The organism is Streptomyces sp. NPDC030021, assembly GCF_055574035.1.
The window spans coordinates 1-17,213 of the sequence record NZ_JBVIAH010000027.1; the positions used below are offsets into that span (position 1 = coordinate 1).

Annotated in this window: 19 protein-coding genes; 14 read left to right on the forward strand and 5 right to left on the reverse strand. The window is 69.1% G+C overall.

Features of this window, described 5'->3' with window-relative positions; all coding sequences use genetic code 11:
• On the reverse strand, positions 1-839 hold an 839-nt coding region (locus ACZ4YL_RS35980), incomplete at its 3' end, for an APC family permease (protein WP_468122202.1).
• A 241-nt stretch (positions 840-1,080) separates the two neighbouring features.
• On the opposite strand from ACZ4YL_RS35980, the gene kdpF (ACZ4YL_RS35985) reads away from it, so the two are divergent.
• The 9 genes from kdpF (ACZ4YL_RS35985) to ACZ4YL_RS36025 all read left to right on the forward strand — a co-directional run bounded on the left by kdpF (ACZ4YL_RS35985) (position 1,081) and on the right by ACZ4YL_RS36025 (position 10,203).
• Positions 1,081-1,170, forward strand: coding sequence for a K(+)-transporting ATPase subunit F (gene kdpF / locus ACZ4YL_RS35985; protein WP_468122203.1), 90 nt, complete (start codon positions 1,081-1,083; stop codon positions 1,168-1,170).
• Between the two features lie 34 nt (positions 1,171-1,204).
• Positions 1,205-1,963 (forward strand): DUF4118 domain-containing protein, encoded by a 759-nt coding sequence (locus ACZ4YL_RS35990; protein ID WP_468122205.1) that lies wholly within the window; start codon positions 1,205-1,207, stop codon positions 1,961-1,963.
• A gap of 87 nt (positions 1,964-2,050) precedes the next feature.
• Complete coding sequence (locus ACZ4YL_RS35995; protein WP_008734570.1) at positions 2,051-2,206, forward strand: hypothetical protein; 156 nt, start codon at positions 2,051-2,053, stop codon at positions 2,204-2,206.
• Positions 2,203-2,292 carry a K(+)-transporting ATPase subunit F gene (gene kdpF, locus ACZ4YL_RS36000; protein WP_037789535.1) on the forward strand — a complete coding sequence of 30 codons (90 nt, stop codon included), beginning with the start codon at positions 2,203-2,205 and terminating at the stop codon, positions 2,290-2,292. The genes ACZ4YL_RS35995 and kdpF (ACZ4YL_RS36000) overlap by 4 nt, the downstream gene beginning before the upstream one ends.
• A gap of 6 nt (positions 2,293-2,298) precedes the next feature.
• Positions 2,299-3,963: a potassium-transporting ATPase subunit KdpA gene (gene kdpA / locus ACZ4YL_RS36005; protein ID WP_468122207.1), complete on the forward strand. Its 1,665-nt coding sequence runs from the start codon at positions 2,299-2,301 to the stop codon at positions 3,961-3,963.
• Positions 3,960-6,065 carry a potassium-transporting ATPase subunit KdpB gene (kdpB, locus tag ACZ4YL_RS36010; protein WP_468122208.1) on the forward strand — a complete coding sequence of 702 codons (2,106 nt, stop codon included), beginning with the start codon at positions 3,960-3,962 and terminating at the stop codon, positions 6,063-6,065. Before kdpA ends, kdpB begins: the two co-directional genes overlap by 4 nt.
• A gap of 6 nt (positions 6,066-6,071) precedes the next feature.
• The gene (locus tag ACZ4YL_RS36015; protein WP_468122209.1) at positions 6,072-6,788 is read left to right on the forward strand and encodes a potassium-transporting ATPase subunit C; all 717 of its coding nucleotides are present in this window, start codon (positions 6,072-6,074) and stop codon (positions 6,786-6,788) included.
• Between the two features lie 123 nt (positions 6,789-6,911).
• Positions 6,912-7,601, forward strand: a complete 690-nt coding sequence (locus tag ACZ4YL_RS36020) for a response regulator (protein WP_468122211.1) — start codon at positions 6,912-6,914, stop codon at positions 7,599-7,601.
• A gap of 58 nt (positions 7,602-7,659) precedes the next feature.
• A complete protein-coding gene (locus tag ACZ4YL_RS36025; protein ID WP_468122213.1) occupies positions 7,660-10,203 on the forward strand; it encodes a DUF4118 domain-containing protein in 2,544 nt (847 codons plus the stop codon).
• Positions 10,204-10,266: 63 nt separating this feature from the next.
• Here ACZ4YL_RS36025 and ACZ4YL_RS36030 read toward each other — a convergent pair whose 3' ends face one another.
• A complete protein-coding gene (locus tag ACZ4YL_RS36030; protein ID WP_373040477.1) occupies positions 10,267-10,599 on the reverse strand; it encodes a winged helix-turn-helix domain-containing protein in 333 nt (110 codons plus the stop codon).
• Positions 10,596-11,012 (reverse strand): hypothetical protein, encoded by a 417-nt coding sequence (locus tag ACZ4YL_RS36035; RefSeq protein ID WP_468122215.1) that lies wholly within the window; start codon positions 11,010-11,012, stop codon positions 10,596-10,598. The genes ACZ4YL_RS36030 and ACZ4YL_RS36035 overlap by 4 nt, the downstream gene beginning before the upstream one ends.
• Positions 11,013-11,755: 743 nt before the next feature.
• Between ACZ4YL_RS36035 and ACZ4YL_RS36040 the strand changes: the two genes are divergently transcribed.
• From ACZ4YL_RS36040 to ACZ4YL_RS36060, 5 genes are all read left to right on the forward strand, one after another.
• Positions 11,756-12,562 carry an SDR family NAD(P)-dependent oxidoreductase gene (locus tag ACZ4YL_RS36040; protein ID WP_468122217.1) on the forward strand — a complete coding sequence of 269 codons (807 nt, stop codon included), beginning with the start codon at positions 11,756-11,758 and terminating at the stop codon, positions 12,560-12,562.
• A gap of 14 nt (positions 12,563-12,576) precedes the next feature.
• Complete coding sequence (locus tag ACZ4YL_RS36045; RefSeq protein WP_466395514.1) at positions 12,577-12,651, forward strand: 50S ribosomal protein bL37; 75 nt, start codon at positions 12,577-12,579, stop codon at positions 12,649-12,651.
• Positions 12,652-12,723: 72 nt separating this feature from the next.
• Complete coding sequence (locus ACZ4YL_RS36050; RefSeq protein ID WP_468122218.1) at positions 12,724-13,140, forward strand: hypothetical protein; 417 nt, start codon at positions 12,724-12,726, stop codon at positions 13,138-13,140.
• Complete coding sequence (locus tag ACZ4YL_RS36055; RefSeq protein ID WP_468122219.1) at positions 13,137-13,499, forward strand: GNAT family N-acetyltransferase; 363 nt, start codon at positions 13,137-13,139, stop codon at positions 13,497-13,499. The genes ACZ4YL_RS36050 and ACZ4YL_RS36055 overlap by 4 nt, the downstream gene beginning before the upstream one ends.
• A 17-nt stretch (positions 13,500-13,516) precedes the next feature.
• On the forward strand, positions 13,517-14,347 hold the full coding sequence (locus ACZ4YL_RS36060; RefSeq protein WP_468122221.1) for an alpha/beta fold hydrolase: 831 nt from the start codon (positions 13,517-13,519) through the stop codon (positions 14,345-14,347).
• Between the two features lie 63 nt (positions 14,348-14,410).
• Here ACZ4YL_RS36060 and ACZ4YL_RS36065 read toward each other — a convergent pair whose 3' ends face one another.
• On the reverse strand, positions 14,411-15,835 hold the full coding sequence (locus ACZ4YL_RS36065) for a hypothetical protein (RefSeq protein WP_468122223.1): 1,425 nt from the start codon (positions 15,833-15,835) through the stop codon (positions 14,411-14,413).
• A gap of 319 nt (positions 15,836-16,154) precedes the next feature.
• Positions 16,155-16,841: a response regulator transcription factor gene (locus tag ACZ4YL_RS36070; RefSeq protein WP_468122225.1), complete on the reverse strand. Its 687-nt coding sequence runs from the start codon at positions 16,839-16,841 to the stop codon at positions 16,155-16,157.
• Between the last annotated feature and the right edge of the window lie 372 nt (positions 16,842-17,213).

Below are 17,213 nucleotides of genomic sequence, written 5' to 3' on the forward strand. Positions count from 1 at the left end.
ATCAGCATGACGCCGAGCAGGGCGCCGAGCGCGGCCTCGGTGCGCTGGGCGCGGCGGGCGGCCGGGGCGCGGAAGGACGGCACGGCGTTGGCGACGGCTTCGACGCCGGTCAGCGCGGAGCAGCCGGCGGCGAAGGCCTTCAGCAGCAACAGTGCGCCGACGGTTGTGGCCCCTTCGCCGAGAGCGGAGGCATGGCCGGCCGCCGAGGCGGTGCTGACCGGGCCGTCGCGGAGGAGGCCGACCGCGACCATGGTCAGGATCGACCCGACGAACACCGCGGTCGGAACGAGGAACGCCTGCGCGGAATCCACGACCCCGCGCAGGTTCACCGCCGTGACCAGGACGAGAACCCCGAGGCAGATCCACACCCGCTCCCCGTACAGCTCAGGGAAGGCCGAGGTCAGCGCGGCGACACCGGCCGTGACGGAGACTGCGACGTTCAGTACGTAGTCGAGGATGAGCGAGGCCGCGGCCACGAGACTCGTGCGCCGGCCGAGATGCTTCTTGGCGACGGCGTACGAGCCACCACCGTCCGGGAACGCCGCGATCACCTGCCGGTACGAGGCCACCAGCACGGCCAGCAACGCCGCGATCGCCAGAGTGACGGGGAGGGTGAAGCCGAGGCCGTAGGCGCCGGCTGCCGCCAGGACCAGCACGATCGACTCGGGCCCGTACGCGACGGAAGCCATCGCGTCCAGCGACAGTGCGGCCAGGCCCTGGAGGGCGGTCAGCCGGTGCCGGTCCCCCGATGCGGGAGGCGTCCCTACGCCGGTATCAGGAGGTTCCTCCGTGCCCGGTGCCTTTCCTGCCGCGGTCGTCTTTCCCATGTCTATGGCCATCTTCGCTGTTCCTCCGATTGGACAAAGTGAGGACAGCGTCGGGACGGCATGGCCGAATGACCAGTGCTCTTGGCGTAATCCATACGACCGCCGCGCCACTCTTCACGTGCCCCTGACGCCGGGGCCGCAAAGTCGTATGAGGTGCGTCAAGACCTCGCCAGGGCGCGTGGCTCCTTCATCGGCCGGGGGCACGCTTGATGTGCGTGACACATGTCCGGCGGAGTCGAGGGAGTAGCCGCTGATGGACGCGGAGAACGTGGTCGGGCTCATCGTTGCCGTCGCTCTGCTCGGCTACCTCGTGGCCGCCCTGATCAGGCCCGAGAGGTTCTGATTCGAGACCGTCCTGTCCGGACGGGAGGCATCACATGTCCGGATACTCGCACCGACTCCACGACCGTGCCGTCCTGCTCGCGGCCCTCGTGGTGCCCTTCCTCGTGGCGCTCGCGCTCGTGCCGTTCCGCACAGGCCTTTCGGCGACGAACGAAGCTCTGATCATGGTCGTCGCGGTGGTCGCAGTCGCCGCGCTCGGTACCCGGGCGGCCGGGGCGCTGGCCGCACTCTCTGCGGCTGGCTGGTGGGACTTCTTCCTCACCAGGCCCTACCAGCAGTTCACCATCGCCGACGGTGACGAGATCCAGACGGCCGTCCTCCTGCTCGTCGTCGGACTGATCGTCTCGCAGCTGGCCGTACGGGTACAACGGCTTCGCACGGTCGTGGTCACCGACGCCGCACATCTGTCGAGCCTCCAGGGAACCGCACGTCTGGTCGAGGACGGCGGCTCGCCGGAAGCGGTGGTCGAGTACGTGCGCCGGGAGCTCGTCGGCCTGCTGGGGCTGCGCGGCTGCCGCTTCGAGTACGGGACCCTCATGGGAAACCTGCCACGGCTGGAGCACGACGGTGGCTTGTGGCTGCGCAGCGGCAGCCGGATCACCGAGTACGCCGACTGGCCGGAGGGCGACACCGAGCTGCGGGCCGTCGGCGGCGGCCACTACTACGGCCGCTTCCTCCTCGATCCGCTCCCGGACCGTCCCCTGCCTCCCGAAGAGGCCCGCTTGGTGGCGGTCGCGCTGGCCGCACAGGCCGGTGCCGCGCTGGACACGGCCGGCCTGTCCCAGCAGCGCTGACCGGCGGATCGCGGCCTTTCGCGTATGCGTGGCGTTAAGAGTTCCCCTGCGTCCGTATGGACCCCATCAAGGTGTCTTAACGCCGGGATGAAGACACGGTTATCTCGACATCGGCCATCTGGCCGATTCATTTCCTCCCTCTTCATCCAGGAGCTCACGGTGGCCGATCTGGCCTTCGTCGTCACCACGGTCGCGGTGTTCGCGCTGGTGGCTCTCATCGCCCGGGGGGTGACCAAGCTGTGAACGCCGAAAACATCGTCGGCCTCGTAGTGGCCGTCTCCCTGCTCGGATACCTCGTCCTCGCCCTTGTGTACCCGGAGAGGTTCTAGCCACCGATGAGTCCCGTTCTCGCTGGTGTGCTCCAGCTCCTCGCACTGATCGCCGCGCTCGCGCTGGCCTACCGCCCGCTGGGCGACTACATGGCCCGCGCCTACTCCTCCGAGAAGCACCACAAGCCGGAGAAGTGGATCTACAAGGCCATCGGCGCCAACCCGTCGGCCGAGATGCGCTGGCCCGCCTACCTGCGTGCCGTCCTCGCCTTCTCCGCCGTCAGCGTCCTGTTCCTCTACCTCCTGCAGCGTGTGCAGGGGATCCTGCCCGGCTCGCTCGGCTTCGTGTCGATCGACCCGGACCAGGCCTTCAACACCGCCGCCTCCTTCGTGGCCAACACGAACTGGCAGTCGTACTACGGCGAGCAGGCCATGGGCCACGTCGTACAGACCGGCGGCCTCGCCGTGCAGAACTTCGTCTCCGCCGCCGTCGGCATGGCCGTCGCCGTCGCCCTCGTACGGGGCTTCGCACGCTCCCGCACGGGTGAGCTGGGCAACTTCTGGGCCGACATGGTCCGCGGTGTCGTCCGCATCCTGCTGCCGATCTCGGTGATCGGCGCGATCGTCCTGGTCGCCTGCGGCGCGATCCAGAACTTCGCCGGCATCCACGAGGTCGGCCAGTTCATGGGCGGCACGCAGCAGTGGAACGGCGGGGCGGTTGCCTCGCAGGAGGTCATCAAGGAGCTGGGCACGAACGGCGGCGGCTACTTCAACGCCAACTCGGCCCACCCCTTCGAGAACCCCAACCCGTTCTCCAACCTCTTCGAAATCTTCCTGATCCTCGTCATCCCGTTTGCCCTCACCCGCACCTTCGGCCGCATGGTCGGCAACCTGCGCCAGGGCTACGCGATCCTCGCCACGATGGCCACCATCTGGATCGGCTTCACCGCGCTGATGATGTGGACCGAGTTCGCCCACCACGGCCCGGCGCTCCAGGCCGCGGGCGGGGCGATGGAGGGCAAGGAGACCCGCTTCGGGATCGGCGCGTCCGCGATCTTCTCGGTCGCGACTACGCTGACCTCGACCGGAGCGGTCAACTCCTTCCACTCCTCCTACACCGGCCTCGGCGGCGGCATCCAGCTGCTGGGCATGCAGCTCGGCGAGATCGCGCCCGGTGGTGTGGGATCCGGCCTCTACGGCATGCTGATCATGGCGATCATCGCGGTGTTCATCGCCGGTCTGATGGTCGGCCGGACCCCCGAGTACCTGGGCAAGAAGATCGGCACCCGCGAGATCAAGTTCGCGGCCTGCTACATCCTCATCACCCCGGCCCTCGTCCTCGGCTTCACCGCCGCGGCGATGGCGCTGGACACCCCGGCCAACTCGATGACCAACACCGGGGCTCACGGCTTCTCGGAGATCCTCTACGCCTACACCTCGGGCGCCAACAACAACGGCTCGGCCTTCGCCGGCCTGAACGCCGACACGCAGTGGTTCAACAGCACCATCGGCATCGCCATGCTGCTCGGCCGCTTCCTGCCCATGGTGTTCGTCCTGGCCCTGGCCGGCTCCCTCGCCGAGCAGAAGCCCGTTCCCGAGACCGCGGGCACGCTGCGCACCGACAAGCCGCTCTACACCGGCCTGCTCGTCGGCACGATCCTCATCGTCACCGGTCTGACCTACTTCCCGGCCCTGGCACTGGGTCCGCTCGCCGAAGGGCTCGCATCATGAGCACCGCCACACCCACAAGGGCTCCGCACCAGGACGTGCCCACCGGCCACAAGCCGGGCGGCGGGCGCGTGGGCGGCGGCCTCTTCGACCCGAAGCAGCTGCTGAAGTCCTTCCCCGACGCGATCCGCAAGCTCGACCCCAGGATCATGATCAAGTCGCCGGTCATGTTCGTCGTCCTGATCGGCTCGGTGGTCACCACCGTCCTCGCGGTCAAGGACCCGACGAACTGGTTCGGCTGGGCGATCACCGCCTGGCTGTGGCTGACCACGATCTTCGCCAACCTGGCCGAGGCCGTCGCCGAGGGCCGCGGCAAGGCCCAGGCGGACACCCTGCGCAAGGCCAAGACCGACTCCGTCGCCCGCCGTCTGACCCAGGACGGCAAGGGCGAGGAGCAGGTGCCCGGCGCGGAGCTCCGTATCGGCGACCTGGTGGTCTGCGAGGCCGGCGACATCATCCCCGGCGACGGCGACGTCGTCGAAGGCGTCGCCTCGGTGGACGAGTCAGCCATCACGGGTGAGTCCGCCCCCGTTATCCGGGAGTCCGGCGGCGACCGCAGTGCGGTCACCGGCGGCACGAAGGTCCTGTCGGACCGGATCGTCATCAAGATCACGACGAAGCCCGGCGAGACCTTCATCGACCGCATGATCGCCCTCGTCGAGGGCGCCGCACGGCAGAAGACGCCCAACGAGATCGCCCTCAACATCCTGCTGGCGTCCCTCACCATCGTCTTCCTGCTGGCCGTGGTGACCCTGCAGCCGTTCGCGATCTACGCGGGCGCCGAGCAGTCGATGATCGTGCTCACCGCCCTGCTGGTCTGCCTCATTCCCACCACCATCGGCGCCCTGCTGTCCGCTATCGGCATCGCGGGCATGGACCGGCTCGTCCAGCGCAACGTCCTCGCGATGAGCGGTCGTGCGGTGGAAGCCGCGGGCGACGTCTCGACGCTCCTGCTCGACAAGACCGGCACCATCACCCTCGGCAACCGCCAAGCCTCAGAGTTCGTGCCCGTCAAGGGCACCACGGAGGCGGAACTGGCCGACGCCGCCCAGCTGTCCTCCCTCGCGGACGAGACCCCCGAGGGCCGCTCCATCGTTGTTCTGGCGAAGGAGAAGTACGGTCTGCGCGAGCGCCACCAGGGCGAGCTGTCGCAGGCCGAGTGGATCGCCTTCACCGCCCAGACCCGGATGTCGGGCGTGGACGTGGACGGCAAGCAGACCCGCAAGGGCGCGGCAGGATCCGTCATCACCTGGGTCCGGGAGCAGGGTGGCCAGGTCTCCGACGACGCAGACATCCTCGCCAACAAGATCTCGGAGGCCGGCGGTACGCCGCTGCTCGTCGCCGTCAAGGATGACAAGGGCGCCCGGGTGCTGGGCGTGATTCACCTCAAGGACGTGGTCAAGGAGGGCATGCGGGAGCGGTTCGAGGAACTGCGCCGCATGGGCATCAAGACGGTCATGATCACGGGTGACAACCCGCTGACCGCGAAGGCCATCGCCGAGGAGGCGGGTGTCGACGACTTCCTCGCCGAGGCCACTCCCGAGGACAAGATGGCCCTCATCAAGCGGGAGCAGGCCGGCGGCAAGCTCGTCGCGATGACCGGCGACGGTACGAACGACGCCCCGGCGCTCGCGCAGGCCGATGTGGGCGTGGCGATGAACACGGGTACCTCGGCCGCCAAGGAGGCCGGGAACATGGTGGACCTGGACTCCAACCCCACCAAGCTCATCGAGATCGTCGAGATCGGCAAGCAGTTGCTGATCACGCGGGGTGCCCTCACCACGTTCTCCATCGCCAACGACGTGGCGAAGTACTTCGCGATCATCCCGGCCATGTTCGCCGTGGTCTACCCGGGCCTCGACAAGCTCAACATCATGGGCCTGTCCTCGCCCGAGTCGGCGATCCTGTCCGCCGTCATCTTCAACGCACTGATCATCATCGCGCTGGTCCCGCTCGCCCTCAAGGGCGTCCAGTACAAGCCGACCAGCGCCGACAAGATGCTCCGCCGCAACATCGGACTGTACGGCGTGGGCGGCCTGATCGCCCCGTTCATCGGCATCAAGATCATCGACCTGCTCATCTCCCTCATCCCCGGAATCGGCTGATCTGCCATGAACAATTCCGTATCCAGCACCCTGCGCCTGATCGGTGCGGGTCTCCGCGCACTTCTCGTTCTGACCGTGATCTGCGGGGTCATCTACCCGCTCGCCGTCACCGGGATCGTCCAGGCCCTGTTCAACGACAAGGCCAACGGCTCCGAGATCAAGGACAAGAGCGGCCAGGTCGTGGGCTCTTCCCTCATCGGGCAGACCTACAACCTGCCGAAGAACGACCCGAACGACGACGAAGAGGCCGCGAAGCCGGACCTCAAGTGGTTCCAGCCCCGCCCCTCCAACGGACTGGGCAGCAACAGCGTCAACACGCAGTACTCGCTGATCCTCTCCGGCGCCACCAACCGCTCCGCCGACAACGGTGCCGTGGGCGGCATCTGCCCGAAGGACGCGGAGGAAGGCACGCTCTGCGCCCAGGTCGTCGCCGCCAAGGACGCGGTCGTAGCGGACAACTCCACCCCCTCGTACCAGGCCAAGCCCGCGGACGTGCCGGCCGACGCCGTCACCTCCTCCGGCTCCGGCCTCGACCCGAACATCTCCCCCGCGTACGCCAAGCTCCAGGTCCACCGGGTCGCCGAGCAGAACAAGCTCGACGTCAAGCAGGTCGAGAAGCTCGTCGCCGACCACACCCAGGGCCGGACCCTCGGCTTCATGGGAGAGCCGCGCGTCAATGTCCTGGAGCTCAACATCGCCCTGAAGGCGCTGTCCAAGAGCTGAGCTCCACATCGCACGGACTGAGAGCCGGCGGGGCGCGGAGCTCCCCCAGCTATTGCTGGGAGGTGCCCCCCAGCGCCCCGTCGGCTCTCACCGTGCCCGTTACGAAGGAAAGGCTGCACACCGATGACCCGGGTGCTGGTGGTGGAGGACGACCCTCAGCTCGTCCGCGCGCTGAAGATCAATCTCCAGGCGCGCAAATTCGAGGTCGAAGAGGCCTCCGACGGCGCCTCGGCCCTGCGGCTCGCGGCGGCCCGCAAGCCGGACGTCATAGTGCTGGACCTCGGGCTGCCCGACATGGACGGCGTCGACGTCATCAAGAGTGTCCGCGGCTGGAGCAAGGTCCCCATCCTGGTCCTGTCCGCGCGCCACACTTCGGAGGACAAGATCCGGGCCCTGGACGCCGGCGCCGACGATTACGTGACGAAACCGTTCAGCATGGACGAGCTCCTGGCCCGCCTGCGGGCAGCCGCCCGTCGAAATGAAGTGCCCGCGGCTTCCCAGGCCGACGAAGTCGCCGTGGTCACGACCGACGAGTTCACCGTCGACCTGGTCGCGAAGAAGGTACGCCGGGGCGAGCGCATCGTACGGCTGACCCCGACCGAGTGGCACCTGCTGGAAATCCTCATCACCCATCCGGGCCGGCTGATCACACAGGGACGGCTCCTGCTGGAGGTCTGGGGTCCGACCTACGGGGAGAACACCAATTACCTGCGTGTATACATGGCCCAGCTACGGCGCAAACTGGAACCGGACCCCTCGCATCCGCGCTATCTGATCACCGAACCGGGCATGGGATACCGCTTCGAACCCTGATCACCCACCCGATCCACGGCACGGACCCCGTCGCCAGCAGAGAATGAAGAGTCGGAACATGGGACGCGGCAAGCTCCGCATCTACCTCGGCGCAGCGCCGGGCGTCGGCAAGACGTACGCGATGCTCTCCGAGGCGCACCGCCGGATCGAGCGGGGCACCGACTGCGTCGTCGGCTTCGTCGAGCACCACAACCGTCCGCGCACCGAGGTGATGCTGCACGGCCTGGAACTCATCGAGCGGCGCGAGATCGAGTACCGGGGCAGCACTTTCACCGAGATGGACGTGGACGCGATCCTCGCGCGGCGCCCCGCTGTGGCTCTGGTGGACGAGCTGGCCCACACCAACGTACCGGGCTCGCGCAACGCCAAGCGCTGGCAGGACGTCGAGGAACTCCTCCAGGCGGGCATCGACGTCGTCTCGACGGTCAACATCCAGCACCTCGAATCGCTGGGTGACGTGGTCGAGACGATCACCGGGGTACGGCAACGGGAGACGGTCCCCGACGAGGTCGCGCGCCGCGCCGACCAGATCGAGCTCGTCGACATGTCCCCGCAGGCCCTGCGCCGTCGCATGGCCCACGGCAACGTCTACAAGCCCGACAAGGTCGACGCGGCCCTGTCCAACTACTTCCGCCCCGGCAACCTCACTGCCCTGCGCGAGCTGGCGCTGCTGTGGGTCGCCGACCGGGTCGACGAGTATCTCCAGGAGTACCGGGGCGAGCACAACATCCGTTCCACCTGGCAGGCCCGCGAACGCATCGTCGTCGGTCTTACCGGCGGACCGGAGGGGCGTCAGCTGATCCGCCGCGCCGCCCGCCTCGCCGAGAAGGGCGCGGGCGGCGAGGTCCTCGCCGTCTACATCGCCCGCAGCGACGGCCTGACCTCCGCCTCGCCCAAGGAGCTGGCCGTCCAGCGCACCCTGGTCGAGGACCTGGGCGGCACATTCCACCACGTCATAGGCGACAGCGTCGCCGACGCGCTGCTGGAGTTCGCCCGCGGGTGCAACGCCACCCAGATCGTGCTCGGTGTCAGCCGCAGGCGATCCTGGCAGTACGTGTTCGGGCCGGGCGTGAGTGCCACGGTCGCCCGTGAATCCGGGCCCGATCTCGACGTCCACATCGTCACCCACGACGAGGCCGCCAAGGGCCGCGGCCTGCCTATCGCCCGCGGTGCCCGTCTCGGCCGGTCCCGCATCATCTGGGGTTGGCTGACCGGTATCGCCGGACCCGCGCTCCTCACCATTCTGCTGAACCAGGTCCTTCCCGACCTCGGGCTCGCCAACGACATGCTGCTGTTCCTCACCTTCACGGTGGCGGCGGCCCTCCTGGGAGGCTTGCTGCCCGCCCTGGCCTCGGCGGCCTTCGGGTCGCTGCTCCTGAACTACTTCTTCACCCCGCCGCTGCACGAGTTCACCATCTCCGACCCGAAGAACATCGTCGCCATCGCGATCTTCGTCGGCGTCGCCGTGTCGGTGGCCTCCGTGGTCGACCTGGCCGCCCGGCGGACCCATCAGGCCGCCCGGCTGCGCGCCGAGTCCGAGATCCTCTCCTTCCTCGCCGGGAGCGTCCTGCGCGGCGAGGACTCCCTCGAGGCCCTCCTCGAGCGCCTGCGAGAGACCTTCGCCATGCAGTCGGTCGTACTCCTCGAACGGAGCAGTGAGGTCGATCCCTGGAGCACCGCCTCAGCCGTCGGCCTCCACCCTGTCGCCCGTCCCGAGGACGCGGACGTGGACCTGCCCATAGGCGACAACATGGCACTCGCCCTCACCGGCCGGGTACTGCCCGCCGAGGACCGCCGCGTCCTCGGCGCCTTCGCCGCCCAGGCAGCCGTCGTACTCGACCGCCAGCGCCTGGTCGACGAAGCCGGCAAGGCCCGCGAACTCGCCGAGGCCAACCGCATCCGCACCGCGCTGCTCGCCGCAGTCAGCCACGACCTGCGCACCCCGCTCGCCGGCATCAAGGCATCAGTCAGCTCGCTCCGCTCCGACGACGTCGAATGGTCCGAGGACGACAAGGCCGAACTCCTCGAAGGCATCGAGGACGGCGCCGACCGCCTCGCCGCCCTGATCGGGAACCTCCTCGACATGTCCCGCCTCAACACCGGCACCGTCGTCCCCCTCATCCGGGAGACCGACCTCGACGAGGTCGTACCCATGGCGCTGGGCGGCGTCCCGGAGGACAGTGTCGACCTCGACATCCCCGAGACGCTCCCGATGATCGCCGTCGACCGCGGCCTCCTGGAGCGGGCCGTCGCCAACATCGTCGAGAACGCCGTCAAGTACAGCCCCGCCGGCCAGCCCGTCAACGTCACGGCCAGCGCCCTGCACGAGCGCGTGGAACTGCGCGTCGTGGACCGTGGCCCCGGCGTCCCGGACGAGGCCAAGGACCGGATCTTCGAGCCCTTCCAGCGCCACGGCGACGCCCCGCGAGGCGCGGGCGTGGGCCTTGGCCTCGCGGTCGCCCGCGGCTTCACCGAGGCCATCGGCGGCACGCTCACCGCTGAGGACACCCCGGGCGGTGGCCTCACCATGGTCATCACCCTCCCCATAGCGGGCGGCGCACCGCCGGTCACAGCGGACCTCCCGACGTCGGCGGTCACCTGAACCGGCCTGCGGACCAGGCCCGATGATCGCCGGTCACATCCTGTGGCCGGCGATCCCCCCGCATCAACTTAGAAGGCCCGCGATGGCCGTGAGGGCGGCGAGGTGACGCCGATAGGTGGTCATCCCCTCCTCGGTCAGAGACAGCCAGGTCCGGGGCCGACGCCCGACCTGCCCCTTCTCCACCGTCACCCAGCCCGCTTCTTCAAGGCGCGAGACCTGTTTCGACAGTGCAGAGTCCGTGATCTCCACGAGGTCCCGCACATAGGCGAACTCGGCCTTCTCCACAGGAGCGAGAGCCGCGACGATCGACAGACGCACGGCCGATGCGAGAAGGGGTGCGAGTCCGTGTCGCGGATGAGGGCCCTGACTGCCACCCACCGAGACTTCCGGCGTCATACGGCGCGCGCCTCACGCCAGGCCGCCGCAGCGGCCGGCAGCGCGCAGGCGACAGCGGCCACGACCACGAAGGCGACACTGTCCAGGAAGACGGTGAAGCCGAGCACGAGCGTCAGGACGTAGGCAACCGCCCAGGCGCCGATCACCCTGAGATGCCTGCTGCCGTAGCCGCGCGGGACCACGGGCTGCCTCGTGGCGAACACGGACAACCCCATGACCACAACGGCGTTCGCCAACGTGCTGACGAGCGTCCCCGTCCGCCCGTGCCACATCAGCACCGCCGGGACGAGAGCGAGCTGCCACACGGCGAACAGCCAGAGACAGCCGACGTACCAGCCGCTTCGCCCCCGCGCGGTCGCCTCGATCCGCGCAGTCCCCTTCAACGATGCGACCGCATTGGCCTGTTCAGACATGGCACACCCCTCCCGTCGTCGCCGAGCAGCCTTGAACCTGCCCACTCGGCATCTATTTTCCATGTTAGCAACTACTTGCCGGGAGGGATGCCTGCCCGCGTGCTCGTTGACGACCGAAACACGCGAGCCGCCCAGCTCGGTATCCCCACACCGGAAGCTGGACGGCTCATGTGTTGTGCGACGTTGACCAGCGCGCGGTCGCATCGGCCCGTACCCCCACGGCCGGACCATGCGCATCTTCGGCGGTGTTCAGGTCACCGACCTCCAGCCGCGTGCCACCGGACCGTCACCGGCTCCGTCGCTCCGCCAGTCTGTTCCCGGCCGACGTCCGTGACAACGCTCCTTTACGCATTCCTTCCGCGCGGTCGTCGATCTCTGACGCGGCCTTGATGACCTGCGCGAAGACTGAATTCGCACGGTCACCCGACCTACATCAGAAGGCCGTCAAAGTCCCGTTCAGGATCTTGCCCCGGCATCCGTGATGCGCTGGGATGGAGTCATGAACAGCGGTCCGCGCTACGACGATCGGCCACCGAATCAGGTGCAGCCGACGGCGCCCGCTGTCCGCCCGGCCCTCTGACATCGGCCGCGCGTCCTCCGCGTACCTGCCACCGGTGTCCTGAAGGACTCCGGCCAGGGCTTCGTACGCGTCCTCCCCTTCACCGCATGACCTGAGCCCTCGCCCCCTGCCCAACGCCGGGGGCGCCGGGCGCGTCAGTCATGCCTGCTTCCAGGAATCCGACATGTCTTCATCCCTGTCCGGACGTACCGTCCTCGTCACCGGCGCCACCGCCGGCATCGGCTACGAGACCGCTCGCCTGCTCGCCCAGCGCGGCGCGGTCGTCCTCCTCCATGGCCGCATCCCCGAGGAGGCCCAGGCCGCGGCCGACCGTCTGGTGACCACCGAGGGCATCGACAGCGCCCTGCTGCGCCCGCTCGCAGCCGACTTCGTCCGTCTGGAGGAGGTCGAGAACCTGGCGCACGCGGTCGTACGGGAACACCCGCGCCTCGACGTTCTCGTCAACAACGCGGCCATCGCCGCCCCCGAGCGTCACACCCTCACCGTCGACGGCAACGAGACCGCCTTCCAGGTCAACTTCCTCGCGCACTACCTCCTCACCAACCTCCTGGAACCCTCCCTCACCAGCGACCCGGGCGGGCGCGTCGTCAACGTCTCCTCCTCGCTCCACCGCACGGCCGCCATCCAGTGGAGCGACCCGAACCGGGAGCGCCGTTACTCGCGGCTCGCCGTCTACGCGCAGTCGCAGCTGGCGCTGACCGTCTTCGCCTCCGACCCGCGTGTCACCGCCGTGTCCGTCCACCCCGGTGTCTGCGAGACCGGCCTGCTCCCCCTCTATGGCAACGAAGGCGAATCCGCCGCCGAGGGCGCCCAGCACGTCGTACGCCTCTGCGACCCCGCCACCGAGATCGTCAACGGCGCCTATTACGACCGCGACGAACGCGTCGCCCCGGCCGCCGCCGCCACCGAGGACCGCACGATCAAGCGCCTCAACAAGCTCGCCGACCTCCTCGTCGGCCACACCGCCTGAAGGGATACCCGTCCATGTCCAAGCGCGCACGGAAGAAGAGGGCCCGCCGCAAGAAGGGCTCCAACCACGGCAGCAAGCCCTCCTGCTAGCCATCAGCCCATTCCGCGAGGCGGCCCTCCGAACAGGGCCGCCCCGCCTCCATGTCCCGACAAGGAAGCCTCGTGATCAACTTGCCGTCCCACCGACTCCCGGCCCTCGTCCGCTGGTTCCCCACCGGGGCCCCGGGCTCGACCGCCCTGATCGAGCACGTGCTGACCACCGAGGCCGGCCGCTGGTGGGTGGACCGCGTCATCCAGCCGCGCGTGATCGCCGCCGAATGCGGGGACCACGTACTCCTGCGCGGAGACCCGCAGGCCCTGACGTCGACGGATCTCAGGGTCTTCGCGGACCGCTCCATCGAGGCTCCGGGCCGCTTCCTTCCGCTGATCGGGGCCGCGTTCGACCGGGTCGTGCCGTGGCAGCGCATGGTGTACGTCAAGCGCTGTCCCGTGCCCGCCACCCGGCCGCCCAGGGGTGTGACCGTACGGAGGCTGAACGCGCGGGACGCTCGCGCGCTCACCACCCTCCGCCCGCGATGAGCTGGATCCACCGCACCTGGGGCGGTCCGGACGCCCTCGCCCGCTCGGGCTACGCCTGGGCCGCCTTCCAGGGCGACCGCATCGTGACCATGGCCTGCACCTACTTCCTCGGCACCGCCTACGAGGACGTCGCCTGCGTCACCGTGCCCGACCCGCGCCTGCAGTACCTGGCTCTCGACTGCGTCAGCGCCCTGTGCTCGGACATAGCGGCCCGCGGTCACACGCCCAGCTGGACCTGCTCTGCGAGCAACCGCCCCGGCCGCCTGCTCGCCTGGACCGCCGGCTTCCGTCCCGAGCGGGAGTACGCCCACTACGCCGTCGGCACACCGGCGGCAGCCGGAAGAGTGGCTGCGGGTTGAGGGGCGATACTCGCCGCGTGGACTCCATCTACCGCAGCACGCCGGGCCGGGAGCAGATCCGCCGCTGGTGCACCAGCCGGCTCGACGCATGGCCGGTGCCGCACGAGCGGACCGTTGTGACCGCCAACGGAGCAGAGACCCACCTGGTGAGCGCCGGCTCCGGCCCGACCACGGTGGTCTTCGTGCCGGGTACGAACTTCAACGCGGCCGCATCCCTGCCCCTGGCCACCGCCCTTGTCACGGCCGGCCACCGGCTCCTCCTGCCGGACATCCCCGGACAGCCCGGCCTCAGCTCCGGGGACCGCGGGATCTCCGGCGGCCGCCTGTCGTGGTACGGCACATGGCTGAGCGAGGTCCTCGACGCTGCTGCCGCGACCGGGCCCGTGGTGGTGGTCGGGCATTCCTTCGGTGCCGCCATCGCCCTGTCCAGCCCGTCACCGCGCATCGACCGGCTCGTCCTAGTCTCCCCCGGCGGACTGGGCCGGCTGCGCCTCACACCCGGGCTGCTCGCCGTCTCCGCCGCCTGGTTCGTCCGGCCGACTCCGGCACGCAGCACCCGGCTCCTGCGGGCCATGCTCTCACCCGGCCACCAGCCCCGCGAAGAGCTGGTGGAGTGGATGACGCTGGTCGCACGCCACTCCCGCTCGAGTGGAGCTCCTGGGGTGGCAGACCTCCCTGGGCGGGCCGTTCCCCGGCTGGTCATCACGGGAGCGCACGACACCTTCCTGCCACCGCGACGGCTCGCCCCGGCGGTCCGCACGATGCTCGGCACCGACCTGCACGTCATCCCGGACGCCGGCCACCTCGTGATCGAGGAACACCCCGGCCGGCTGGCGGCCCTTGTATAAGCGGACATCAAGCACGCCGATCTCCCCTCCCCTGCCCGCGTCCGTACTGCTCGCCGGCCCCTCTCACCGGAACTCGGCCAGCCGGCGCCGCAGCCCCAGCACCGTCGACCCGGCCGTGAGCAGCAGCGACGCGCCGGCCATCGGGCCCTGCGTGGTCAGTGCCCCTCGGCCCTCCCGGACAGCGAGATCGAAGTGCCTCTGGTTGACGGCGGTGACCTGGTCCAGAGCCTTCATCCACTCCCCGAAGTGGGCGTTCGAGGTGTCAGATGCCCAGCCGATGCAGAAGACCGTGGCCTCCTGCTGCTTGCCCTCGGCCACCAGCCGCCGGAAGGTCCGGTCGTCGCGCTGGTAGACGGCGTACGCCTCGACGGTCTTCTGGGCGGCCTCCCGCTCGCCCGCGAAGGTGATGTTGTCCAGTTCGCGCCGGTACTCGCCGGTGAACCGTTTGTCCTCGTGGTTGTTCAGGTACGTGGCCCACGTGTCGGCGAGCTTCCGGTCGTACGTATCGAGTCCGGCGCCCTGAATCCCGTACAGCTGATGCGACTTGTCGAGGAAGGAGAGCTCGTACGCGGGGCGGCGGTCGGGGTCCAGGAGGTAGCGGCTCTCGTCGGCGTTGGAGTCGTAACCGATCGCTTTGGACCGTGACAGCGCGATGACGGAGTCGAAGGAGTCGCGGCGGGCGACCTTCATCCGGTCGTAGGTGATCGTGAGCAGCTGGGCGCCGCACACGACCGCGACCACAGCGCAGAGGGTGGCGGCGATAAGTCCAGGGTTGAAGACCCGGTGGAACCGGCGCGCGAGGTGGATCTGGAGCAGTACCAGCGCGGCGATCAGCAGCACGCCGAGGACGGCTTCGGCGGTCCGCTGCACGTCGAGGTCGCCTCGCGCTGCGGCGTACTGCCGTTCGTACACCGCATTGTTGGCGTCAACGAGCTTGCGCGCCTCCGGGAGCAGCCGACCCGTGAGGAGGTCGGTCGCGGTCCGGTAGTCCTCGCGGGCGGCGTCCTTGCCGCCGGGCCGGCTGTCGTTCTCCAGTGCCCGCCCGATCAGCTCCTGGTAGTGCGCGAAGCCATCGGTGAGCCGCACGACGGTCGCCTCGGTGGCCGGGTCGCCTTCCGAGGCGGCGGCGAGCGTACGCAGGGAGCGGCTGATGGTCTCCTGCGCCTCTCCGTAGAAGCCGCTCGCCTTGGCGTACGACTCTTCCAGGCGCCCCTTGCCGGTACCGGAATCACCACTGGAGAGCAGGATGTTGGCCGTCTGCGCGTCCATGTCGTTGAGCGCGAGATTGAGCCGGCTCGCGGAAACGGTACGGGGCGCGTCGCGCTGGGCCGTTTCTTCCCAAGCGGTGGTGGCGCCCGTCGCCGCGACCGCGAGCAGGATCAGCAGCCCGGCGACGAGCAGCATGCACGCCGCGCGAGCGAGGCGCAGCCGGCCGGGCAAGGTGGCCCAGTAGCGGTCGGCGAGGAGGCGAGCCGCCCGGGCGATCATGGTGGGAGGCCGTGGTCCCGGCGGCCCTCCTCCCAGCTCCCCTCCGGACGGCGAACGTGGGACGCTCACGCGACGGGCGTCCGGTGCGGGGCTCTGCGTGACAGTCTCCGGAGCCCCCGCTCCCTGGGTCTGTTCGGTACCGGCGGTGATCGTCACTCGCGCTCCAGCTCACACCCGGGCCGTTCGTACGGCCCTGCGTGCACGCCAGCATCTGGCTCAACAGTTCGACCCACCAGGCACGTTGATGGTCTTCATACGCGGGGAGACGCAGAATTGACGGGGTCTTGACGGCGCCCCCTGTCCGTCGGCTCCGCCGCGCTCACGCCTCGAAGCGGTACCCCATGCCGGGGGCAGTGATCAGATGACGCGGGTGTGACGGGTCCGCTTCCAACTTCCGCCTGAGGTGAGCCATGTACACCCGCAGGTAGTTGGTCTGCGTTCCGTAGGACGAACCCCACACCTCCTGGAGCAGACGCCGCTGGCTGACGAGCCGGCCCCGGTTGCGGATCAGGACCTCCAGCAGATGCCATTCCGTCGGCGTGAGCCTGATGATCTTCCCTCTGCGCCTCGCCTTCTTCGCGAGCAGGTCGACGGTGAACTCCTCGGTCTCCACGACCGCTTCGTCCGCGGCGGCCGACTCCTGTGTCGGCGTGCGGCGGATGACGGCTCCCAGCCGGGCCAGCAGTTCGTCCATGCTGAAGGGCTTGGTGATGTAGTCGTCGGCGCCTGCGTCCAGGGCCTGGATCTTCTCCTCGGAGCCGTGGCGGGCGGAGACCACCAGGACGGGCACCTTCGACCATCCGCGCAGTTGCTTGATCACCTCGATCCCGTCCATGTCGGGCAGTCCGAGGTCCAGCAGGACCACGTCCGGGCGGCAGGCCGCCACGGCCGCCAGGGCCGTACCCCCGTCCTGCGCGCAGTCCACGTCGTACTTCCGCGCCTTCAGATTGATCACCAGCAACCGCGCAAGCTGCGGTTCGTCATCCACCACCAGCACCCGGGGCATCGTCGTGCCGCCTTCCTGTTGTACGTCCTATGAGCACGGATAACCGGAGGGAACATCGGTTTTCGGCCGCCTCGGCAGGCGTTGACAACGTCCATACGGCCGTGGGTGCGACTTTGACGGCATCCTTACGGCGAGGCTCGCGCGGCAGTGCACGGGACGGCCCGTCCGTGATGCGTCCCGGCTCCAGCCCGACCCCCCGCGGTCCGGACTGGGCGTGGCCTCGGCGGTGATCGTCACGCGCCCTCCAACCTCGCATCACGGACGGTCGTCCGCTTCCCCCTGCCACTCAGTCTGCGATCACCACCGCGTGCCAACGCACCACGTTGACGCCCTTCTTACGGCAAACCCGCACTTCCTGACGCGCTGCTGATG